Source organism: Legionella pneumophila subsp. fraseri (genome assembly GCF_000586315.1).
Classification (GTDB): Bacteria; Pseudomonadota; Gammaproteobacteria; order Legionellales; family Legionellaceae; genus Legionella; species Legionella pneumophila_B.
In genome coordinates this window covers 69293-93028 of record NZ_KK074227.1, presented here as the reverse complement: position 1 = coordinate 93028, position 23736 = coordinate 69293, and the positions used below count along the sequence as shown (strand labels likewise).

Below are 23736 nucleotides of genomic sequence, written 5' to 3'. Positions count from 1 at the left end.
TTAGTAATAACCTTGTAATTGTTGATGTGACCAAAATGCTTCCCAAAAGGAATCATTCAACTTTGCTTCAACGGGTAAATAATATAATTTATCTGAGCTAAATGAATAACATTTTACAGCATCCTTTTCTGTCATTATAACTGGTAGATCAATATCATTTAAATCATGAGGTTTAAATTGATAATGATCGGGATAAGAATATGGATGAAATTTTATACCTAATTGACTTAAAGTAGAATAGAATCGTTGCGGATTGCCAATTCCTGCTACCGCAGCTACTTCAGAAGTAAACGAATCGGCACTAACTTCTTCTTGAGTTGACAGTTGAACTATGTTTTTAGGAATTAATTCCATAGTATATGTATTTTCCACAACACCTTGATTAACAATAACAAAATCAACTTGTTTTAATCGTGAATCAGGTTCTCTTAATGGTCCTGCAGGTAGACAAAAACCATTACCCAGTTTGCGCACCCCATCTATTACGGCAATCTCGATAGAGCGACCCATTTTATAATGTTGCAATCCATCATCACTGATAATAATTTCTACCGAGTGCTTGTCTAAAAGGTACTTTACAGCTTCATTACGCTTAGGCGCAATAACCACTGGACAATTAATTTTTCTTGCCATCATGAGCGGCTCATCACCCACTAACTCAGCTGAGTCATTTAATTTTACTTCATACGGAAAATGCCTTATTGCTGCTTTGTAACCACGGCTTACAATCCCTGTTTTCAAACCTTTTTGCTGTAATTTTTTAGCAATTTCAATCACTAGAGGTGTCTTGCCCACCCCTCCTACAGTCACGTTTCCCACTACAATAATTGGTATAGGATAAAGCTGTTGGCAGAAACGCTCTAAATACCATCGCCTGGTTCGTATAACAATTCGGTATAACCAGGAAAATGGAACCAGTGCCCACTGTAAAAAATGGTTACCATACCATATCCTGTTTACAAAGAATGACATTAAGCTACCACTTCCTCATCAATCCTGCCAAATTGTTGCACTTTATATAACTGAGCGTAATGACCATCCATATCAAGCAGTTCTTGATGACTACCTTGTTCAACAATACGGCCTTGTTGCAATACGACAATCTTGTGAGCATGCTTGATAGTCGACAATCGATGCGCAATAATTAAAGTAGTTCTGCCTTTCATCACTTGCTCCAAAGCTGCCTGAATATAATGCTCAGACTCACTATCCAAAGCTGAAGTGGCTTCATCGAGTATTAAAATTGGAGCATCTTTCAGAATTGCCCTGGCTATCGCTATTCTTTGTCTTTGCCCCCCAGACAACAACACCCCATTTTCTCCTACCCTGGTATCATAGCCATCAGGTAATTGATTAATGAATTCATCAGCATAGGCCAGTTTGGCCGCAGTAACGATTTGCTCTCGGCTCACATCAAAACGACCATAGGCTATGTTATTCGCTAAAGTATCATTAAAAAGAGTCACGTTTTGGCTGACTAAAGACATCTGTTTACGTAAATTTTCCAAACTAAGCTGTTGAATAGGAATACCATCTAAAGTAATCATACCTTGACTCAATTCATAAAAGCGGGGTAATAAACTGGCTATGGTCGTTTTACCACTTCCTGAATGCCCAACCAGAGCAACAGATGTTCCTGCTTCAATTACAAAATTGACATCATGTAAAATATTTTGACCCTGTCGGTAAGCATAAAATACATGCTTAAACGCTATTTCACCCCGTACCTTTTCTTTTAATATCAAGCCATTATCTCTTTCCAAAGGCAAATCAAGCAAATTGAATACACTTTCTGCACCAGCTAACCCTCTTTGTATGGTTGCGTTAAGAGTAGTCAGAGTTTTCATAGGTTTTATTAATTGCAACATGGCTGCAATAATTGCCAAAAAAGAACCGGCACTGATAGTAATAACCGTAGATAAATGAATTGCGGCCATAATAATCATTGCAATCCCAACAGCAATTACCAATTGGACACCTGAAACATTAATCGCCTTGCTTATGGCAACTTTCATATCATTTTTGCGTGAATACTCTGTTGCTTGATTAAATTTTGTTATTTCATATTTTTCACCACCAAAGATGCGAACCACTCGATAACCCTCGATTGCCTCACTGGCAATTTCTGTGACTTCGCCCATGGTTTTTTGAACTTTATGACTAATTCGTCTTACTCTTTTATTGGTATAATTAACAATGATTCCCACAAACGGGATAGTTAATAAAAACATCAAAGACAGCTGCCAACAAATAACCATCATAACGGTTAGTAAACCAATTACCAGACATATATTTTGAATAAAATCTGTTAAGGCATCCGCACTGACTTGCGCCACTTGCTCAACATCATACAGAATTTTTGAAAGAAGTTGGCCTGATGTGGCTTCATCGTAATAATCCGCGGGCAAGTGAATAATATGTGAAAATACGGTCTGCCTTAATACTTTAACTACGGAGCGAGCCACCCATGTCATACAATAACTGCCTAAAGAACTGACTAAGCCTCGCAAAGTAATACCGATTAAGACAATCAGCGGAATTTGTTTAACAAAATCCAGATCAATAGTAATAAAGCTTTTATCCAAAAAAAGCTTAGTCATATAGGTAAAACCAGCGTCAATGCCCGAATAAAGGATATTCGCCAGTACTCCTAATAATAAAACTGGCCAAAAAGGTTTTACGTAGCTTAATAAGCGTTTATATAACAGACGGGATTTAATAGGGAGGTTATTTTTCATTAATTTAGAAGTTAATCATGTGCGCAAATGTCATGAATTGTAACTCTTATTCTGATCAAGTGCCAATGTTCTATCATTAAGTCTATCTATTCCATAGTCAATTTTATTCTGGTATAGGCACAACGAAAACCAGCCTTTTGAATATTCAAATCAGAAACTGTTCCCGGTTGAGTTGTCACTGTGGCAAATTCCAAACCATACTGCTTGGCTAGATTCAGACGAGCAAACAGTAATTTTTTTTGAAGGCCTTTCCCTCGATAAAGAGGTAATGTGCTGGTAACGCCCAAATCACAAGCATCACCATGAATTGCTATTGTGGCGCCAGCAACCAAATTACCATGATCATATGCTGCAAATGCTAAAACTCCTTTTGCACTGGCATATTGGTAAAATTGCTCCTGGGCTTCAAGAAAACCAAATCCAATAGCTACTCTTTTTGCCCACTCTTCCAATTCAGACTGCTTCACTTCTCTTATAATAAACCCATCATCCTCGGAGTGAGCTACCAGATGGTAACTTTTTAAATCAAGAACTGAAACATTATTTAACTCAGTTATATAATAACCTCTTTGGCTTAAAAAATTAATTAAATGATTTCCCACAAAAGGACATAACTCAATATCGACACGATTATGGCCTATCGATTTATAAAAATTTTCTATAGCTTCTATTTCAGCTTTATATTGGTTAGGCTCTGTTTTAAATCCCCAGCCTACTACCTGGGATAGAAATGACTCAAAACCAGAAAAACAAGCTGCTCCGCCATTCATTTCCAGAATTTTTCCTTGTGAGTACCGCTTTGTCACCTCAATGTGACTCTGCTTGATACACCCTTCCATGCGAACAGCCAATTCCTTAGTAATATACATCAATTTCCTCACCACCAGGATCAGATTACATTTAAACCCGAAACAATATCGTGAATCAATTCCGGTCCCTTATAAACTAAACCACTGTATATTTGCAGCAAAGAAGCTCCTGCATTAATCTTGTCTTTGGCACTAGCCAAACTGTCAATACCACCTACGCCTATCAATGTCACATCATTCCCAACGTATTGTTTCAACAAACGCAAGCAGCGAGTAGAGAGTTCTGTCAGTGGTCTACCACTTAATCCTCCCTGTTCTTCCGAATAAGGCAAGTTTTTCACCAACTCTCGGGAACAAGTGGTATTCGTTGCGATAATTCCTTCGATTCCGTACTGTAAAATAATTTCTGTCATTTGTTTTAATGTTTCATCGGTTTCATCTGGAGATACTTTGACCACCAAAGGCACATGACGCCCATATTGATCTGCTAACTTTAACTGTTCTTTTTGTAACTGGGCAAGTAATCCGGCAAAATAATCTCCTTGTTGTAGCTGGCGCAAATCAGGAGTGTTGGGAGATGAAATATTGATAGTGACGTATGAAGCATGCTCATACACTTTGCGAAAACAATACAGGTAGTCATCTGCGGCTTGACTTAAATTAGTCTCTTTATTTTTTCCAATATTTATCCCTAATATTCCTTTATATTTCGCACTTTTTACATTGTCTACCAGTACATCAACTCCCAAATTATTAAACCCCATCCTGTTGATGATCGCGTTTGCTTCTTTGATACGAAAAAGCCTTGGTTTCGGATTACCGGCTTGTGCTTTAGGGGTTACCGTTCCTAACTCAATAAATGAAAAACCCAATTTGGCCAATGCATCCAAATGCTCACCATTTTTATCTAAACCAGCTGCCAAACCAATTTGATGAGGGAAAACAAGCCCCAGAGCACGAATAGGTTGACCAGTCGTTTGTCGAAAACAAAAATCAGGTAGGTAGTGCAATAAGGATAATGTCAATGAATGGGCTTTTTCTGCATCCAATCTGAAAAGTAAAGGGCGCAGTAGTGAATACATAAAATTACTCCTAAAGCAGGGAGAATCATTAATAAAGAACAATTGAGATATGATAACATTTTCCGTGATGATTTTCTTACTGACGATTAATTGAAGCAAAATAAAATTAATTCAGATAACTTTTCATGCATCTGTCCAGGGCAAAATCATGCTTTGATTAAATAATACATCATGCAAATAGACCTGTTGCATAACCTAACTTATTCTGATGATAGTCTATTCTCCCTGTCTAAAAGAGAAAATTATAGCCGCATCTCTATCATAGTTGGTCTAATCATAACAAATTAGAATCTTAAACCACAAAAACTGTATTCCTCTGTTGTATTAACAGCTTCAGCTTTAATACAATCATCACTCCTTGATAATTTTGAGATCCCTGTTTTTTGTTCATTTAAATCAGTATTAGTAACTTCCTCATTGAGATTCAATTTATCTTTTTTTAATCCATTTAAAATTTTTTGATGAGAAATTTGGCCTTCGCACTGCTTCTCCATCAAATCTCTGATTATTGGCTCAACAGAATGATCTTGTACCTGATTATCAGATAAAAAATAAGTCGCCAATGTGGTAGCAAACGCACCTGTAGCAAATCCTCCCAATGCAAACATAAGCGCAGTAAAAGCGGGCAATGCAAAAATTCCGGATAATGCAATTGATAATGGAACCAATACAATTGCAAGAGTCATTCCTAACAGAAATACAGGAATTATAGAGAGAGAAACAACAAAATCTGTAGCTAACCATCCCAATAAAGCAGCCGATCCTGAACTAACAAGGGAAGTCAAACCTAAACCACCCCAAAACTTCATGAAACCATGTTGTTTCCCAAGAGGATTATCCTTATTCTGTTGAGATAAAGTATTCCCACTCTCCAAACAGTCGGATTGACATTGCAAATCATTATAACTGACCAGTAACTCGGATTTATCTTTCGTTAATTCGTTACCCAGGCCATTTCCAGTATTATTTTGCTCCATACCGAAATTACTTCTCAAACGATGTGCAAATGTTGCCGCTGCTCCTCCAAGAATCAACCCTGATACAATGAGTAATAAACCAGGTAAAATAACTGGTGAAGCCAGCACAGCCGGAGCAGCGCTCATAAGGAGCATGAATCCTATATAAAACCCCAAGCTAAAGGAATCAACGATAACCGCAGCTAAAGTCATCCCCGATGCCAACCATAAGATAATTGCTGCTACCCCCGTACTTAACAACGCAGCAATAATATGAGACCTTAAGGAAGGTGTGAACTCACTGTCTTTCTTATTTGATACTGCCATTTTTCCTCCCTGTATACCAATCGCGTCTCAATCAAACAACACATTGTTGCGCCCAAACCCTGAGCATTGCATTACCTGATTTATGCAAATGAAAAGCAACTTCCCTAACCTCTACTCCATAATTCTCCTGTTGCAGACCCAATAAAACCGGCCCTAGAAACTGTGAAGTTTTGCCTTCTCTATCAATTAGCGGAAAAATTCTCACTTCTTTGGCTACTCTTGCCAATTCGCGAATTGCAATCAGGTGAAAATCAACGGTTTGATCTTCAAGATCTGCAAAAAAATAATGAGAGCTCAGAGCAAAATCAAAGGTAAAATCAGGGAATGGTAAATGATAATCTGTAACACCCAGATATCTTCCATCGGCCTTACCTTGTTCATAATCCGCAAAAAACCGCTTCATTCCCTCTTGTCTTTCCTGAAGCAACTTGTCTAAATTACCATTACGGCTAAAATCAAATTGATCCTGATGCTGCCTAACCTCTTCAGCCATATTCGCAAAAATCATTTTTGCTTTGGCAAGTAGCGTATCCTTATCTAATACGAATAAAGGATCACAACTCACTACTCCTTTTTTATTCACTTGCGTTTGCTGGTAATTAACAGCACTTGGGCCGCATCCGTATTCTAATAGACGTGAATCCCTGACTCCTTGGGGCAAATCAAACATCTCTCGATAGTCTTCAAATCCATGCCCCCATAGTACCAGTTTTCTCATTAGAAATACTCCTCTTCTAAATCCATTTGGATTACACTTTGGCTAAAGATTAGGTGATTTTTTTACCCAGGTAAAGAATCATTTTAACTACTGTCCTGAGTAAAATGAACATTTACGATTCAAATTCTTCTAATTTTTCGCAAGAATACATCTGCATATTATCAAATGTATCAAAGGGTTAAAAAGATTGTCTCGGAAATAAACAGGAAGGTGACAAGTACGATTCATTTGGGTATAGTCTAGCGTATTTATCAACATAACAGGATGTCAGTCATGTACACAGGCTTAGACTTTCAACTGGGCGAAACATATGACATGTTACGAGACAGCGTCAATCAATTTGCCCAAACTGAAATAGCTCCTTTAGCTGCACAAATCGATGAAAAAAATACTTTTCCTAACCATCTCTGGAGAAAACTGGGAGAAATGGGGTTGCTTGGCATCACCGTAAGTGAAGAATATGGTGGCGCCAATATGGGTTACCTTGCACATGCCATAGCAATGGAAGAAATTTCCCGAGCCTCCGCATCAGTTGGTTTAAGTTATGGCGCGCACTCTAATTTGTGCGTCAATCAAATCTTTTTAAATGGAAACACTGAGCAAAAACAAAAATATTTGCCTAAACTTATAAGTGGAGAATATATTGGCGCTTTGGCAATGAGTGAATCCAACTCAGGGTCTGATGTAGTCAGCATGCAATTACAAGCTCGTTCTGCTGGAGACAAATACATTCTCGACGGCACAAAAATGTGGATAACCAACGGTCCTGACGCCGATGTTCTAGTTGTATATGCTAAAACAGACAAGCAAGCTGGAAGCAAAGGAATTACTGCATTTATTATAGAAAAAGGAATGCCTGGTTTTAAAACGGCGCAAAAACTGGACAAGCTTGGGATGCGTGGGTCAAACACATGTGAATTGGTATTTGATCAATGTGCAGTTCCTTCTGAAAATGTTCTGGGAGTAGTAAATCAAGGGGTCAAGGTATTAATGAGTGGCTTGGATTATGAACGCACGATTCTTGCTGCCGGACCAGTTGGAATTATGCAAGCTTGTATGGATGTTGTATTACCCTATGTCCATGAACGCAAACAATTTAACCAGGCGATAGGTGAGTTCCAATTCATTCAAGGCAAACTGGCTGATATGTACACTGACTTGAATGCTTGCAGAGCTTATCTGTATGCCGTTGCCAAGGCTTGTGACAACAATAGGGTTAGTCGTAAAGATGCTGCGGGAGTTATTTTATATACAGCAGAAAAAGCTACGCAAATGGCTTTACAGTCAATACAGATTCTTGGAGGAAATGGTTATATTAATGAATATCCTACGGGGCGTTTATTAAGAGATGCCAAGTTGTATGAAATTGGGGCGGGCACTTCTGAAATAAGAAGGATGCTAATTGGTCGTGAACTTTTTAAAGAAACAGCATAAGGAATGAGACAATGGAACATAATGATGTCGTGATAGTCGCAGCAAAAAGAACACCAATGGGAGCTATGCTAGGCAATTTATCTGCACTTTCCTCTCCCGAGTTAGGGGCAGTAGCACATATGGCAGCTTTGTCTCAATCTGGTATCGCTCCAGCAGAAATCGATGAAGTGATCAGTGGTTGTGTATTACAAGCAGGTATTGGTCAAGCCCCTGCCAGACAAGCGGCAATTAAAGCAGGGATACCTAACTCAACTGGAGCCACAACTATTAACAAAATGTGTGGTTCAGGCATGAAAGCTGTGATGCTTGCACATGATTTAATTAAAACAGGTACGGCTAATGTAGTTTTGGCTAGCGGTATGGAAAGTATGAGTAATGCCCCCTATTTATTATCCAAAGCACGTGCAGGATATAGATTGGGACATGGCGAACTGAAAGATCATATGTTCCTTGATGGATTAGAAGATGCCTATGATAAAGGACAATTAATGGGTTGTTTCGCTGAAACAACAGCAAAACACTTTAATTTCAGCAGAGAACAACAGGACGAATTTGCCTTACGTTCAATGACCAGAGCGCTAAAAGCAATAGAAAGCGGCGCCTTTCAAGACGAAATCGCTTCTGTTACCTTAACCACCCGTAAAGGAGATATCACCATTCAAGTGGATGAGGGGCCTGATGCAGCCAAACTTGCCAAAATACCCCAATTAAAGCCAGCATTTCAAGCAGATGGTACAGTCACAGCAGCCAATTCAAGTTCCATTTCAGATGGCGCAGCCAGCCTAATTTTAATGAGCGCGGCAAACGCAGAGAAACGTGGCATTAAACCCTTGGCAAAAATCATTGCACATGCTAGCCATTCCCAAGCGCCACAATGGTTCACAACCGCGCCTGTTGATGCAATCCGTAAGGTAATGAACAAAGCATCGTGGAAACAGGATGATGTTGATCTTTTTGAGATTAATGAAGCGTTTGCAGTAGTGGCGATGGCCGCGATTACTCAGCTTGAATTAAACCCGGAACAAGTCAATATTCATGGTGGGGCTTGCGCTTTAGGACATCCCATTGGTGCTTCAGGAGCTCGCATTCTGGTTACTTTGATGCATGCTTTAAAACACCAGGGGAAAAAACGTGGCGTAGCCTCTTTATGTATAGGTGGTGGTGAAGCTACAGCTATGGCAATTGAGCTAATTTAGCAGTTAAGATAACCTGGGTAAAAATAAAACTTTTACCCGGGTTTTTTATATTAAAACTGGTTGCAATTTGTATTTGTCGCCAGATAATGTTTTACCTATCAAAACCAACTTGGTTATAACAATAATAAAGGATGTACATGCTAAGACATAGTCTCATTTACCTTCTGCTAAGTATTCTTATCGTAGTATTTGCAAAATATGCCCATCTTATCGTAGTTTACATCGATATGTTTTTCACTTATGTTAATTTAAAATTAACACCTATATTCAGCCAAACAGGTTGGGGACTGATTATCAGGAAAACTCTAGTCCTTATGTTATTACCCATAATCATTGCAGGAATCCCAGCGCTAATTTACCGGGCACTCAAGGGAAAAGAAATGCCCCATTTTATTGCGATTGTCTGGATAATATGGACCATTATAGTCTTGAGTGATATTTTGATTCGGTAAGGATAAAAAATGACCAAGTTAACTACTCAAATCAATACTGGCAGCCAGGAATTCAAAAATAATCAGGCAAATATGCAAGCATTGATTACTGATTTAAGAGAAAAAATACATCAAATTTCTCTGGGCGGAGATGAAAAGGCGCGAGTCAAACATCAACAACAAGGCAAATTACTTCCGAGAGAACGCTTACACCAGTTGCTGGATCCGGGCAGTCCTTTTCTTGAGCTATCTCAACTTGCTGCCTATCAAGTCTATGAAGACACAGTACCCGCAGCGGGAATAATCACTGGAATTGGAAGAGTTGCAGGAAGCGAATGCGTTATAGTTGTCAATGATGCCACTGTTAAAGGCGGAACATATTATCCTTTGACCGTTAAAAAGCACTTAAGAGCACAAGAAATTGCAATGACAAACCATCTTCCATGCATTTATCTGGTGGATTCAGGAGGCGCTTTTCTACCTCTGCAAGATGAGGTTTTTCCTGATAAAGAGCATTTCGGCCGCGTTTTTTATAATCAAGCACAGATGTCAGCATTAAACATTCCTCAAATAGCTGTGGTTATGGGATCCTGTACAGCTGGAGGAGCCTATGTGCCCGCCATGGCGGATGAATCTATTATGGTTAGGAATCAGGCAACAATATTCCTGGGAGGACCACCTCTTGTTAAAGCAGCAACAGGAGAAGTAATTAGCGCAGAAGAATTAGGAGGCGCGGAAGTTCACTGCCGTCATTCAGGAGTATCTGATCACTATGCGGAAAATGACGCTCACGCGCTTCATCTGGCGCGAGTGGCTATTAGCAATTTAAATCGTAAAAAGCCCGACTCTATTCACAGAGTAGATACAGTGCCTCCTCTTTATGACAGTGAGGATCTTACAGGAATCATTCCTACTGATCCTAGAAAGCCTTTTGATATCAGAGAAATTATTGCCCGAGTAGTAGATGGTTCAGAATTTGATGAGTTCAAAGCACTTTTTGGAACAACCCTGGTTTGCGGTTTTGCCCGTCTGTATGGATATCCTATCGGGATAATTGCTAATAATGGCATACTTTTTAGTGAAAGCGCGCTAAAAGGCAGTCATTTCATCGAACTGTGCTGTCAACGTAAAATACCACTGGTATTCTTGCAAAATATTACAGGATTTATGGTTGGTTCCAAATACGAAGCATCAGGCATTGCCAAACATGGAGCCAAAATGGTGACGGCTGTTGCCAATGCTAATGTACCAAAATTCACCATCATTGTTGGGGGAAGTTTTGGGGCAGGTAATTACGCCATGTGTGGCCGGGCATATGCCCCTCGTTTTATCTGGGCCTGGCCTAATGCACGCATCTCAGTAATGGGTGGAGAACAAGCAGCAAATGTGCTCGCTCAAATTACTAGAGAGAAATATGCAAAGCAAGGAAAAGAATGGTCACTCGAAGAAGAGGAACAATTTAAAACTCAAATGAGAAGCCAGTATGAAACTCAGGGAAATCCTTACTATGCCAGTGCCAGGCTTTGGGATGATGGAGTTATTGCGCCTCAGGATACACGCAAAATACTTGGACTTGGATTATCTGCAGCCTTAAATGCACCGATTGAAGATACTCATTTCGGTGTATTTCGCATGTAAAAATAAGGGAACGATGGCATGAGTGATTTATTATACGAAATTCAAGATAAAGTAGGCTTACTGACTATGAATCGAATTAGTAAGCATAATGCATTTGATAATCATCTGCTCACTGAAATGCAAGCGCAACTTGACTCTGCAATAAATGATACTAACGTTCGCGTCATAGTACTTAAAGCGAATGGAAAGCACTTTTCAGCTGGCGCTGATTTGGTCTGGATGCAAAGCATGGCCAACTTTACTGAAGAGGAAAACCTGGAAGACAGTATGGTATTAGGTAATTTAATGTATAGTTTCAATCAAAGCCCGAAACCTACTATCGCCATGGTACAAGGTGCTGCTTTTGGTGGAGGGGCGGGATTGGCTGCAGCATGCGATATAGCTATTGCATCTACTTCAGCACGCTTTTGCTTTTCCGAAGTGAAATTGGGTCTTATTCCAGCAGTAATTAGTCCCTATGTAGTCAGGGCAATAGGTGAACGCGCAGCAAAAATGTTATTTATGAGTGCCGAAGTTTTTGATGCCACACGTGCATACGCCCTTAATCTAGTACAGCACTGTGTCCCTGATGACACCTTGTTGGAGTTTACTCTCAAATACGCCTCTCAAATCAGTAATAATGGGCCAGAAGCGGTTAAAAATTCAAAACAACTGGTACAGTACGTCGCTAATAAAAAAATAGATGAAGAACTGGTTCACTACACTGCTTCTCTGATCGCTCATAAAAGAGTGTCTGCTGAGGGACAAGAAGGGCTTAAAGCATTTCTCAATAAAGAAATACCCAACTGGAATAAAGGTTCTAGACATGTTTAATAAAATATTAATTGCTAACCGAGGTGAAATAGCCTGCCGAATCATTAAAACAGCACATTCTATGGGTATTCAAGCCGTTGCGGTTTATTCAGCAGCAGATAGAAACAGCCTTCATGTGCGATTAGCCGATAGTGCCTATTATATTGGAGAAGCATCAGCTAAAGAAAGTTACCTGAATATCGATCATATTATTCAAGCAGCAAAAGAAAGTGGAGCACAAGCTATCCATCCTGGTTATGGATTTTTATCTGAAAATCCTGATTTTGCCAAAGCTTGTGAGCAAGCAGGTATTGTTTTCATTGGTCCCTCCATCAAAGCGATGGAAGCAATGGCATCCAAACAATTAGCTAAACAACTTCTTGAAAAAACAAAAGTCCCACTTACACCGGGTTATCATGGGATCGAACAATCTGAAGAAAAATTATTGAGCGAAGCTAAAAAAATTGGATTTCCAGTACTGATTAAAGCTGCTAATGGCGGTGGCGGAAAAGGAATGCGAGCGGTACATGAGGAAAAAGAATTTCATGACGCATTGGCTGGTGCCAAAAGAGAGTCTATGGCGTCCTTTGCGGATGATACTATGATAATTGAACGATTAGTTCTTAATCCGCGTCATGTTGAAGTACAAGTCATGGCGGATAATCATGGAAATGTTGTTCATTTATTTGAAAGAGATTGTTCAATTCAGCGTAGGCATCAAAAAATTATTGAGGAAGCCCCTGCCCCCAATTTACCACCTTTTCTTCGACAAAGACTGTCGGAAGCAGCTTGTGAAGTAGCTCGCTCCATCAACTATAGAGGTGCTGGAACAGTAGAATTTTTGGTAGATGGTGAGGACAAATTCTACTTCATGGAAATGAATACGAGACTTCAGGTAGAACATCCTGTCACGGAAATGATTACAGGGCTCGATCTTGTCGCATGGCAAATTAAAGTTGCTGCGAATGAAACATTGCCTTTGCTTCAAAATCAAATTCAAGCTGAAGGCCATGCAATCGAGTGCCGTATATATGCCGAAGACCCTTATCAGGGTTTTATACCTTCCATTGGTCAACTTCAATTCTTAAAAGAGCCTTCGGGTGATGGCATACGTATTGATACAGGTGTTACTTTGTCTTCAGAAATAACAAGGTATTATGATCCCATGATAGCCAAGCTGATTGCCTGGGGACATAATCGTGAAGAAGCATTACAACGGCTGGAGCGCAGCCTGGCTCACTATGACATTGGTGGGGTAAAAACAAATATACCGTTTCTAAGAGCCATTTGCCAACATGTTAAATTCAAAGAGGCAAAATTAAGCACTGATTTTTTAGAAAAAGAAAGCATAAATCTACCTAAGCCTGATAATGAATTGACTTTACTCTTGGCTATAAGTTGTGATTATCTGGGTATGGTTAATCGTACTACAGATCCATTGTTACAGGAGACATTTGCCTGGCAAATGCATCTTTTAAGCCATTGGGTATGGCGTTATCAACTGAACTCCACGATGATTGAAGTTCAGATTACACCTATAGATAATAAGAAATTTAAAGCAAAAATCGATAATAAGGAAATAGTTATTCACGCCAGATATGATTTGGACGAGCTTATTATTGAAATCAATCAAAAATCAATAAAAGCCAGAGTAGAAAACAAGGACCATCATTTGATCTTTTATACTGACAAAGGTCAACTTTCAATCGAACGCTTCTATTGGAACAAGCTGGATGCTCAAACATCTGCCCATAAAGGCCAATTAACGGCACCAATGCCTGCCACTGTCGTTGCCATTTTAAAAAATATCGGTGAACAGGTAAAAGCTGGAGAAAGTTTAATTGTTCTTGAGGCGATGAAAATGGAACACACTATTCATGCTCCAATCGATGGCATATTATCAGATATTTTTTATTCTGTAGGTTCTCAAGTCAATGAGGGAGCAGAATTGTTAGCACTCAGCGAATCGGATACTTAAGAGAATATTTATGGACTATCCTCAGCATGTGACAATAATCGAAGTAGGTCCCAGAGATGGTTTACAAAATGAACCATCTTTTCTCCAGAGCGATAAGAAAATTGAATTAATCAATTTACTTAGTCAGACAGGGTTGAAAGAGATAGAAGTTACCAGTTTTGTTTCTGCAAAAGCAATTCCACAGCTAGCCGACAGTGAAGAAGTATTTCAATCTATTAATAAAGCCCCCTCCATCAACTACTCTGCCCTGGTTCCAAACGAACGTGGAATGCTTAAAGCGCTGGAAATGGGGGTACAAAATATTGCAGTATTCACTGCAGCCAGTGAATTATTTAATCAACGTAACATTAATTGTTCTATTAAGGAAAGTATAGAGCGATTTAAACCTGTTTTAGCATTAGCAAAAACTAATCAAATTAGAGTAAGAGGCTATATCTCCTGTGTATTAGGCTGCCCCTATGAGGGATATATACAACCGAGCCAGGTTGTTAGCGTCACTAAAATGCTTCTTGATCTGGGCGTACACGAAATTTCGTTAGGAGATACTATTGGCGTAGGAACTCCCAAGCAAACTCAGTTGCTTCTTGATGCCATACTACCCATACTTCCCATCACACAATTAGCCATGCATTTTCATGATACCTATGGACAAGCCATAGCAAATATCTATGCCTCCCTGAAGTATGGAGTTAACCGTTTTGACAGCTCTGTTGCCGGTCTTGGGGGTTGTCCATATGCACGGGGAGCTAGTGGCAATGTTGCCACAGAAGACGTACTGTACCTGATGCATGGATTGGGTATCGATACAGGTATAGATATATTCAAAATTGTTGCTGCCGGAGATATGATTTGTAAAGCATTAGGACGAAAAAATCAATCCAAAGTAGCCAATGCCATGCTAGCCAACTCCTGTAGTTAGGAAATTTCATCATTTTTGGCTTTGATAAGAGCTAAAGAGCGGAAACTTAAAGTGAAATCCCCAGTTTTGTGCTAGCCTATATTAATAAATATTTGATGAAATTTTATAGCGTAAAGCCCATTATTAAAAACAGAACTATGAGAGAAATTTTCATGAATGATAAAGTATGGACACCTAAAAACCCAGAACAAACAAGAATGTGGCAATTTATGGATTTTGCCGCAAAAAAACATTGTCAAGTTTTTGAAAATTACCAGGACTTACATACCTGGTCAGTAAAGCATCCTGAGTCATTCTGGGAAACTCTTTGCCTTTTCTTTAAATTAGACTTTGATACACCACCCCATCAAATTCTTAATTATTATTCTGAAATGATCGAAGCACGCTGGTTTTCAGGAGCTCGCTTCAATTTTGCTCAAAAATTATTAAATCGCAGGGATAGTCATCCTGCTCTCATAAGCCTTGATGAAAATGACCACAAAACTGTTATTAGTTATGCTGAATTATATGAAAAAGTAGCTCAATGTGCTGCTGGTCTTAAAGCAGTTGGGGTCACTACTGGCGACCGGGTGGCCGCAGTGATGCCTAATACTTCTTATACAATCATTGCCATGCTTGCCACAACTTCTTTAGGGGCAATCTGGTCATCCTGCTCACCTGACTTTGGTACCCAGGCTGCACTTGACAGGATAGGACAAATTGAACCTAAAGTACTCTTTATTTGTGATGGTCATCAATATCAAGGTAAGAAACACAGCAGCTCAGAAAAGGTTGTGCAACTTCCAGCTGCGATCAAATCTCTAAGACATGTAGTTATTTGTCCCAATATTGATGAAGAAATTAACCTCGAGCAACTACCCTACGCCTCGTATTGGAGAGATTTTATAAAACCAGCAAAAGAATGTGACTTCATTTCTCTTCCTTTTGATCATCCGGTTTATATTTTGTTTTCTTCTGGAACAACGGGTAAGCCAAAATGTATCGTTCATGGAGCAGGAGGAACTTTAATTCAGCATCTGAAAGAATTAGGTCTTCATTCGGATATTAAATCCACAGACAATTTATGTTTTTATACAACGTGTGGCTGGATGATGTGGAACTGGACTGTTTCTGCTTTGGCGTTGGGAGCTACCATCACTCTATATGAAGGTTCCCCAACCTACCCTACAGATAACAGAATGTTTCGACTGATAGATGAAGAGAAAGTCACTGTATTCGGAACCAGCGCCAAATTCATATCCGCTATTGAAAAAGCCGGGGTAAAACCAAAAAGTGAATTTCAATTATCCGAGTTACGCTGCATCTTGTCTACTGGTTCTCCACTTCTACCTAAAAACTATGATTTCGTCTATGAACATATTAAAAAAGATCTGCAATTAAGTTCTATTTCAGGAGGAACGGATATCATTTCTTGCTTTGCATTGGGAAATCCTATTCTCCCTGTTTATCGGGGTGAATTACAATGCATTGGATTGGGTATGGAAGTTGCGGTGTACGATGAACAAGGTCATTCAATCAAACAAAAACGAGGTGAGTTGGTTTGTACCAAACCCTTCCCTTCCATGCCAGTCTGTTTTTGGAATGATAAGGATAAACAAGCATATACACATGCTTATTTTGAACGCTTCCCCGGGGTGTGGGCACATGGCGATTTTGCTGAAATAACCGCTCACAATGGATTAATTATCCATGGTCGTTCTGATGCAATATTAAATCCGGGAGGAGTGCGCATAGGAACAGCTGAAATTTACAGACAAGTTGAAAAAGTAGATGATGTTGTTGATAGCATAGTGATTGGCCAAGACTGGCAGGATGATGTTCGAGTTGTGTTGTTCGTTAAATTACGTGAGGGAAAAAAGCTGGATGACGAATTAATTAATCTCATCAAAACGACTATTAAAAAAAATGCGTCACCACGACATGTACCGGCAAAAATACTGCAAGTTCCAGACATTCCTAAAACTCTGAGTGGTAAAATAGTGGAGCTCGCAGTCAGACAAGTTGTTCATGGTCAATCAGTAAGTAATTTACAGTCTTTGGCGAATCCACAAGCATTGGAATATTTTAAAGACAGAGAAGAATTGAAAAGTTAAAGTAGCATGAAAATAAGCATTTTCAGCCCCAACCCTTATTAAAATTCATGTCATATCTATGGATAAGGGCAACCGCAAGAGTTGCCCTTTAATTACAATATTTCACGAGGAAAACGTATTTAACCAAATACTTTAAAACCATCTCCTAATTTACAATTCATTTGATAACTACCTAATCGCTCATAGCTACTTGCATTTAATACAGTAGTTTTAATCGAGGCCTCACCTTCTGAGTCTAAATTAAATTTGCTGTAATCAAACATAGGTGTACCACGAGCCATAGGATCATCAAGAGTAAAATGTCTATCTGAGGCTGTAACACGGTTATCACCGACTACCATAACGGCATTCGGAGTAACTGAAACTATCGCGGAATTCAATGGCATTTCTGAAGTGCATTTTTTTAAATTAATTACAAAAGTGATTCGCTTTCCCTCTGCTATGGCATCAACTACATTTTGAAAAGTTTCTAATTCTACTGCTGCCTGTGCTGTGAAAGAACACAGTGCAAAAACTGCCACAAACATCTTTTTCATGAGTAATGTTCCTTGTATTAAAACCGGCTTAAGGTTGCCAATAAGAATTTATCTTGTCAATCCTCAACCAAAATAATTCTTTTCTGACCGAGTCATATCTATCAACTGGTTCATCTGTACAATCTCTCGTTACATAATCCGAAATCCCGCCAAAATCATGAAAAACAAATCGATATACCTCCATTCAATAAAGATTTTTCTTTGTTTATGAATTCAGTTTGTGTATACTTCTGCATAGCGTCGATTTGAAACACAGCTTGCGGACGCTCAAAAGATATACTCCTCTGTTTAGATCATGAAAACTCTAAAATCGAGGTAAAACGCAATTATTGCTTTTTATTAAGAATTAATGTGTTCCAGTACTCAGATATCTTTTGAAAATACGGCTAAAGCGGTAGCTTTCTAATTCCTACTTTATGCCCCGCAAGCAATAATCCCAGGTTATAGTAATGATTGAATTATGTGGGCTAAAAAAATCTTTCTCTGGCAAACTCGCCTTAAACGATATTAATTTATTTATTCAGGAAGGTGAAATTTTTGGAGTTATAGGGAAAAGCGGGGCAGGAAAATCAACATTATTGCGTTGCATTAATCTACTGGAAAAACCTGACGAAGGTGAAGTCATTATTGATGGTCAGAGCTTGATGAGCCTTTCCAGAAAAGATCTAGCCTTGGCACGTCATAAAATTGCCATGATTTTCCAACATTTTAATTTGTTAAATTCAAAAACTGTTTTTGATAATATCGCCCTTCCAATGAGAATCCAGGGTATAGACGAAGAGTCGATCAAACAGAAAATTGAAGAACTTCTCCCCGTGGTTGAGTTAACAGATAAAAAAGATGCTTTCCCCTCGCAACTTAGTGGTGGGCAAAAACAAAGAGTAGCAATTGCCCGGGCGCTGAGTTGCTCCCCCAAAATTCTACTGTGTGATGAAGCCACTTCAGCCCTTGATCCTGAAACTACTGATTCCATATTATCGCTACTAAAAAAAATCAATGAATTGTATGGAATTACTATTGTCTTAATTACCCACGAAATGGATGTCGTAAAACGAATCTGCCAAAGACTGTCTGTCATGGTCGATGGCAAGATTGTTGAAACCACTGCTTTATCTAATATTTTCAATAAGCCAGATGGCATCGCTCGGAAAATGCTTTATGCACAAATTAGCCCAGAACTACCAACCTGCCTTACCCGCAGATTGGCAGACTATGCTACTGAAAAGCCTCTCGTGAGATTATTTTTTCAGGGCGAGGAAGCAACGGTACCTTTTATTAGCCAAACCAGTAGAGAGTTGAACATGGACATCAATATTCTACTGGCAAACATCGATCGTTTCGATGGCGTGACCTGTGGTGTTTTGGTTGTTGAATTAACAGCGAATCCTTTATTGCTTGAAGCATTTATCAATCGTTGCGAACAAGCTGGTATTACTGTGGAGGTTTTAGGCTATGTCCTACCAGATGGTTTATGATTTACTTGCTGCTACAGGAGAAACACTGTATATGGTGTTTTTTAGTACTCTTTTCGCAGTGCTCCTTGGATTGCCATTAGGCATATTGCTTTATTCATCATCCCGGATAAAGCCAAACGTCAAATTGAATAAAATATTGTCTGCGCTGATTAATATTTTCCGTTCCATCCCTTTTATTATTTTACTTGTTGCTATTATTCCATTCACCAGGCTAATTGTTGGTACCAGCATAGGGATCAATGCCGCAATCGTCCCATTAACAGTAGGTGCGACCCCTTTTTTTGCAAGGCTGGTTGATAATGTTCTCCAATCGCTACCCCTTGGTCTTATAGAAACCGGGTATTCTATGGGAGCTAACACACGCCAAATTATTTTACATATCATATTACCTGAGGCACAATCAGGATTAATTCATTCCATTACAGTGACAGCGATAACTCTGATTAATTATTCAGCCATGGCAGGAGCTGTAGGTGCAGGAGGATTAGGTACATTAGCAATTAATTATGGTTATCAACGCTTTAACGCCGGCATTATGATAGCCACTGTAATTGTATTAATCATTTTGGTCCAACTGATACAAATGGTTGGAGACTACTTAGCTAAACATAGCACACACTATTAATTGGGAGGTTCAATGAGAATTTTAAGTTGTTTGGTTTTAATCATTAGCCTGGTAGCTTGCGGCAGTAAACCAGCCCCCAATACTCTGGTCATAGGTACAATTGCTGGCCCTGAAACAGAACTTATTGAAACAGCAAAACAAGTCGCTGAAAAAGAGTACGGGCTGAACATAAAAATTGTTGAATTTAATGATTATAATTTACCCAATGAAGCACTGCAGGATGGCAGCTTGGATGCTAATGTTTACCAGCATTTACCTTATTTAAAGGCTGCTATCTTGTCTCATGGTTATGATTTGCAGGCAATCGGCAGAACCTTCGTTTATCCAATGGGCATTTACTCGAAGAAATATAAAACACTCAGTGAATTACCTGAAAATGGAATAATTGCGGTACCAAATGACCCTAGTAATGAGATGCGTGCCTTCTTATTATTGGAGAAAGCTCATCTGATTACTCTTAAAAATACAACGAATAGCGGTATTCAAGATATTGAAAGTAACCCCAAGCAATTCAAATTCAAAGAGATAGACGCCGCTCAATTACCCAGAGTACTCCCTGATGTTGACGCTGCAGTCATCAATACCACGTTTGCCTTGCCTGCCGGATTAAGCCCATCAAAAGATGCCTTGTTTACTGAAGGTAAGGATTCACCTTATGCCAACATCATTGTGATACGCCGTGACACTCAAAAAAGGCCACAACTGGAATTATTTGTGAAGGCATTGAATTCAGAAGAAGTGAAAGAAAAAGCAAAAAAATTGTTTGGAGAAGATGCAATACCGGCCTGGTAATTATTAATAAATTAGCTTAATTTTTACTTAATAAAAAACTGTTATACTTTATCTAGATAACCTTATTGAGGTATTTGATATGGCTTTTTATAATTCTATCCCTTTAATTGGTAAACATTTAAAATCAGAGAGCCGTACAAAAAAATACACTTCTGAAGAATTCAAAAGGCTAGAAAGAGAATACAGAGATCACATCGGTTTGCCGGAAAGCTCGAGCTTTAGTTCTGATGCATTCGATAAACTTGTCAGCTCCAGAGTAGATGATTTCCGTGCTTTTCCGAAAACCAGCCTACCTGGGGGTTTGCTATTTCATGATAAACTGAAGGATGCCAATACTACCGAAGGAGACAACATCCGGGATGTCTTAAGTAAAACAGTCCTGGCACCAACTGAAAAATTTAAGACAGCACAAAAGAACTTCACAGAGTCTACCTCAACCTTTAAAGAGCTCACCAAATTAATTCCAAGCAAATTCCGGGCCCAGGATCTTGTTGGCACCATGAAGGAACTGACTGATGATGCTCGTAAAGCAATATTGGAACAGCAAGCGCACGAAATCCAGATGTTGAAAGAAAAATTGGATCCCCAGAAAGAAGGACAAAGTGGTAATTACGTATCCGACTTTAAAAAAGCTTTGGGTCTTAAGGATAATGACGAAGTTAAGAAAGTTACAGAAGGCTTGGTAAAAGAGTTGGAAGAAAGCCACAAAAAGCAACTGAGTGAATTTGATAAATCCACAAGTGAATCATTAACTCAACTGCATAAAGCCTCAGCAAGTGAATCAACAGAATATCTGTTTCTTGCGAATCTGTATGAAAACAATAAGGAAATGCGTCAAACGCTTGAAAAATTATATGCCAAAGAACGTGAAAGAAAAGGGCTTCCTCCTGAATCTACAACAGCTCATGTAGGTATATCAGCACAAAAAATTGATCTCAGTGGGATCAAACTCAAGGATATCCCTGTCATCAAAAGTATTACAGGAAGAGAGATTCATCAACAACCAGATGGCAGTTTTACAATCAACATGCCGATGATAAATCCATTCTATTATCAGGATCCAAGACAAAATGTTAAAACAGACTTAATGCTCCTTGCTCAAGCTATAAAAGCTTCAGGCTATGATTCTATTGAAATGAATTGTAATTTTCCAAATAGTGAAAAAGTAGCGATGGAAAGAGGAAGACAAGCTTTTGCCGCCTGTATTGAATCAGGTTTTCCTGTAGACAAGATCACAATTAACGTCAACGGCAAACCTATGAAAGCGGAAGAGTTGTTTAAAGAAGATCAAAAAACTTATCAGGATATTATGTCAAGGGCTTCAAAAGTATCTAAAGACTACGAGGACATCAAAGCTCCCAAAACCTCAACTGGCCCAATTAACACCGTCGTCGTCAAACAGGAAATCGCCGCATTGCGCGCCAAACAGCAACAAGAAGAACACCCCCAAACACAGCCTGTTGATGAACAACAACATGGCATGACCCACCAATAATTGACTTATAAGTTGAATTTGGATTGTTTAATCCAAATTCAACAAATTAATTATCCTTCCCCGAAATTTGCTCAAAAAATTTCACTACCTCAAACCATCAATTTCTGATATTTTATCCATTATAGACACTTGAATTTTAAATGACTGATTCTCTACGGTCTGCTGCTTGAGAAGTCATTTAAAAATAAAATGCCTGTATAACTATTCCAGGTATTTTAGTATCATCGAGAATAGATATGGAATTCAACGGGTTAGCTAAGGAGAAAGCTATGAGTACTCGTCGCTTTGATGAATTTGACAATGAAATGGATGATTTTAGTGATACTGAACCTGTCATAACTGAGGCAAGCCCTTCAACAAAATTGGAAAGACGTAGAAAAATAGAAGACCTGTTAGAGGAAAAACGGTTAAGAGAAGAACTGGAAGAATTTGGTTAGCTGGAAGAAAGTTTGGGCATATAAATGTCAAACCTTACAGTCTTACCGTCAATTGAGGCATCTGGCGGCAGTAGTGGTTTCACTTTTTGTGGCCACTTGACAACAACCCTTGACTTAACATGAGATAAAGACCTCTTGATTAATTCCATTGCATCATAATCCACTCCAATTAATTGCTGCAAAACTTGCATCTCCTTCTTAACTAAAGCCGATTTACTTCGCTCCGGATGCATGGGATCAATGTAAATAATATCGGGATAATCCTTTTCCTGTAAACTATGCAGGAATGAAATAGCATCGCTTTCAATCAAAGACAAACTCATTTTTTGAATATCTGTGTCCTTTCTGCGAGATAATGCATCAGCAAGCAGTGCAGCCATAACTGGATGACGTTCCAGCATAACTACATCGGCACCAAAAGATGCTAAAATAGCAGCATCTTTCCCCCAGCCTGCTGTAGCATCTAAAATTTTTATACCTTTAGCTGGTTTGCAAGCCCTGATCAAACCCTGTTTTTTACCCTCGCCTTTTCTTTTCTTCCAGGTAATACTACTGAAATCGGCAAACATAAGAGAAAAATTCCGAATTTTTAAAGTTAGTTTTTCAGAAGTAACAAAAAGGCAGGTGTCAGCATGTTGATCTAACTGTAAATTCAATCGATCGGCTAATGATTGTGCTTTTTCTTTGAGTTCATTATTTTCATAACCAACTGCTTTTATTCTATTCATTCTTATAATAATAATTGATTGACATACTGTAGCAGGGAATTATAAATCGGCACTTCAGGATACTCTGCCAACTCAGAGAGGTCAGTCATACTAGAAAGTACAATAATAGGCTGGGCACCAACTGCCAATGCTGCCTGTATATCTGAAACCCTATCCCCAACGAAGGGCACACTATCCAGAGAACAATTTAACTTTTCCGCTAAAGCCTTTAACATTCCTGGCTGGGGTTTTCGACAAAAACATTTGTCTTCAGGCAAATGAATACAATACTCTATGGCGTCAATTTGCCCCCCAGCTTCTGCAAGTACTTCTTTCAGCCTATGATGAATAGCAGATAAATCATCCTCTGAGTACAGTCCTCTTGAAACTCCAGATTGATTGGTTGCAACACCGATTTTATATCCAGCAGCACTTAAACGAGCTATCGCAATAATGCTGTCGGGTATAATAATAAACTCATCAACGTTCTTGATATAATTGATTGAGTCAGTGTTAATTACTCCATCTCTATCAAGCAATATAATTTGATTCATAAGA

The 23736-nt window shown here is 39.0% G+C and carries 22 protein-coding genes; 13 read left to right on the top strand and 9 right to left on the bottom strand.

Features of this window, described 5'->3' with window-relative positions; all coding sequences use genetic code 11:
- The 6 genes from lpxK to CC34_RS0113965 form a co-directional block, all read right to left on the bottom strand.
- A complete protein-coding gene (gene lpxK, locus CC34_RS0113990; RefSeq protein ID WP_028378074.1) occupies nucleotides 1–972 on the bottom strand; it encodes a tetraacyldisaccharide 4'-kinase in 972 nt (323 codons plus the stop codon).
- Nucleotides 972–2738: a lipid A export permease/ATP-binding protein MsbA gene (gene msbA, locus CC34_RS0113985; protein WP_028378073.1), complete on the bottom strand. Its 1767-nt coding sequence runs from the start codon at nucleotides 2736–2738 to the stop codon at nucleotides 972–974. The genes lpxK and msbA overlap by 1 nt, the downstream gene beginning before the upstream one ends.
- 86 nt (nucleotides 2739–2824) lie before the next feature.
- Nucleotides 2825–3607 (bottom strand): GNAT family N-acetyltransferase, encoded by a 783-nt coding sequence (locus tag CC34_RS0113980; protein ID WP_028378072.1) that lies wholly within the window; start codon nucleotides 3605–3607, stop codon nucleotides 2825–2827.
- Between the two features lie 20 nt (nucleotides 3608–3627).
- Nucleotides 3628–4629 (bottom strand): quinone-dependent dihydroorotate dehydrogenase, encoded by a 1002-nt coding sequence (locus tag CC34_RS0113975; protein WP_028378071.1) that lies wholly within the window; start codon nucleotides 4627–4629, stop codon nucleotides 3628–3630.
- A gap of 284 nt (nucleotides 4630–4913) precedes the next feature.
- Nucleotides 4914–5912 (bottom strand): DUF485 domain-containing protein, encoded by a 999-nt coding sequence (locus CC34_RS0113970; RefSeq protein WP_028379630.1) that lies wholly within the window; start codon nucleotides 5910–5912, stop codon nucleotides 4914–4916.
- Between the two features lie 31 nt (nucleotides 5913–5943).
- Nucleotides 5944–6630: a class I SAM-dependent methyltransferase gene (locus tag CC34_RS0113965; RefSeq protein ID WP_028378069.1), complete on the bottom strand. Its 687-nt coding sequence runs from the start codon at nucleotides 6628–6630 to the stop codon at nucleotides 5944–5946.
- Nucleotides 6631–6903: 273 nt separating this feature from the next.
- Between CC34_RS0113965 and CC34_RS0113960 the strand changes: the two genes are divergently transcribed.
- The 8 genes from CC34_RS0113960 to CC34_RS0113925 all read left to right on the top strand — a co-directional run bounded on the left by CC34_RS0113960 (nucleotide 6904) and on the right by CC34_RS0113925 (nucleotide 17111).
- Nucleotides 6904–8064, top strand: coding sequence for an isovaleryl-CoA dehydrogenase (locus tag CC34_RS0113960; protein WP_028378068.1), 1161 nt, complete (start codon nucleotides 6904–6906; stop codon nucleotides 8062–8064).
- An 11-nt stretch (nucleotides 8065–8075) separates the two neighbouring features.
- Complete coding sequence (locus CC34_RS0113955; protein ID WP_028378067.1) at nucleotides 8076–9260, top strand: thiolase family protein; 1185 nt, start codon at nucleotides 8076–8078, stop codon at nucleotides 9258–9260.
- A gap of 137 nt (nucleotides 9261–9397) precedes the next feature.
- On the top strand, nucleotides 9398–9712 hold the full coding sequence (locus tag CC34_RS0113950) for a hypothetical protein (RefSeq protein ID WP_028378066.1): 315 nt from the start codon (nucleotides 9398–9400) through the stop codon (nucleotides 9710–9712).
- 9 nt (nucleotides 9713–9721) lie between these two features.
- Complete coding sequence (locus CC34_RS0113945) at nucleotides 9722–11329, top strand: carboxyl transferase domain-containing protein (protein ID WP_028378065.1); 1608 nt, start codon at nucleotides 9722–9724, stop codon at nucleotides 11327–11329.
- Nucleotides 11330–11347: 18 nt separating this feature from the next.
- Nucleotides 11348–12142: an enoyl-CoA hydratase-related protein gene (locus CC34_RS0113940; RefSeq protein WP_028378064.1), complete on the top strand. Its 795-nt coding sequence runs from the start codon at nucleotides 11348–11350 to the stop codon at nucleotides 12140–12142.
- A complete protein-coding gene (locus tag CC34_RS0113935; protein ID WP_028378063.1) occupies nucleotides 12135–14099 on the top strand; it encodes an acetyl/propionyl/methylcrotonyl-CoA carboxylase subunit alpha in 1965 nt (654 codons plus the stop codon). The genes CC34_RS0113940 and CC34_RS0113935 overlap by 8 nt, the downstream gene beginning before the upstream one ends.
- 10 nt (nucleotides 14100–14109) lie before the next feature.
- Nucleotides 14110–15018, top strand: a complete 909-nt coding sequence (locus tag CC34_RS0113930) for a hydroxymethylglutaryl-CoA lyase (RefSeq protein WP_028378062.1) — start codon at nucleotides 14110–14112, stop codon at nucleotides 15016–15018.
- A 152-nt stretch (nucleotides 15019–15170) separates the two neighbouring features.
- Nucleotides 15171–17111 carry an acetoacetate--CoA ligase gene (locus CC34_RS0113925; protein WP_028378061.1) on the top strand — a complete coding sequence of 647 codons (1941 nt, stop codon included), beginning with the start codon at nucleotides 15171–15173 and terminating at the stop codon, nucleotides 17109–17111.
- A gap of 119 nt (nucleotides 17112–17230) precedes the next feature.
- Here CC34_RS0113925 and CC34_RS0113920 read toward each other — a convergent pair whose 3' ends face one another.
- A complete protein-coding gene (locus CC34_RS0113920; protein WP_028378060.1) occupies nucleotides 17231–17647 on the bottom strand; it encodes a VirK family protein in 417 nt (138 codons plus the stop codon).
- Between the two features lie 449 nt (nucleotides 17648–18096).
- On the opposite strand from CC34_RS0113920, the gene CC34_RS0113915 reads away from it, so the two are divergent.
- From CC34_RS0113915 to CC34_RS1000000117610, 5 genes are all read left to right on the top strand, one after another.
- Nucleotides 18097–19122 (top strand): methionine ABC transporter ATP-binding protein, encoded by a 1026-nt coding sequence (locus CC34_RS0113915; RefSeq protein WP_028378059.1) that lies wholly within the window; start codon nucleotides 18097–18099, stop codon nucleotides 19120–19122.
- Nucleotides 19100–19747: a methionine ABC transporter permease gene (locus CC34_RS0113910; RefSeq protein ID WP_028378058.1), complete on the top strand. Its 648-nt coding sequence runs from the start codon at nucleotides 19100–19102 to the stop codon at nucleotides 19745–19747. The genes CC34_RS0113915 and CC34_RS0113910 overlap by 23 nt, the downstream gene beginning before the upstream one ends.
- Before the next feature lie 12 nt (nucleotides 19748–19759).
- Complete coding sequence (locus tag CC34_RS0113905; protein WP_028378057.1) at nucleotides 19760–20539, top strand: MetQ/NlpA family ABC transporter substrate-binding protein; 780 nt, start codon at nucleotides 19760–19762, stop codon at nucleotides 20537–20539.
- Between the two features lie 79 nt (nucleotides 20540–20618).
- Entirely contained in the window at nucleotides 20619–22034 is a 1416-nt protein-coding gene (locus CC34_RS0113900; RefSeq protein ID WP_028378056.1) for a hypothetical protein, read from the top strand.
- A 269-nt stretch (nucleotides 22035–22303) separates the two neighbouring features.
- Nucleotides 22304–22471 (top strand): PA3496 family putative envelope integrity protein, encoded by a 168-nt coding sequence (locus CC34_RS1000000117610; RefSeq protein ID WP_162839341.1) that lies wholly within the window; start codon nucleotides 22304–22306, stop codon nucleotides 22469–22471.
- Here CC34_RS1000000117610 and CC34_RS0113890 read toward each other — a convergent pair.
- The gene (locus tag CC34_RS0113890) at nucleotides 22468–23199 is read right to left on the bottom strand and encodes a class I SAM-dependent methyltransferase (protein WP_028378055.1); all 732 of its coding nucleotides are present in this window, start codon (nucleotides 23197–23199) and stop codon (nucleotides 22468–22470) included. The genes CC34_RS1000000117610 and CC34_RS0113890 overlap by 4 nt on opposite strands.
- Nucleotides 23200–23201: 2 nt before the next feature.
- Nucleotides 23202–23732, bottom strand: a complete 531-nt coding sequence (gmhB, locus tag CC34_RS0113885; RefSeq protein ID WP_028378054.1) for a D-glycero-beta-D-manno-heptose 1,7-bisphosphate 7-phosphatase — start codon at nucleotides 23730–23732, stop codon at nucleotides 23202–23204.
- Nucleotides 23733–23736: the final 4 nt, after the last annotated feature.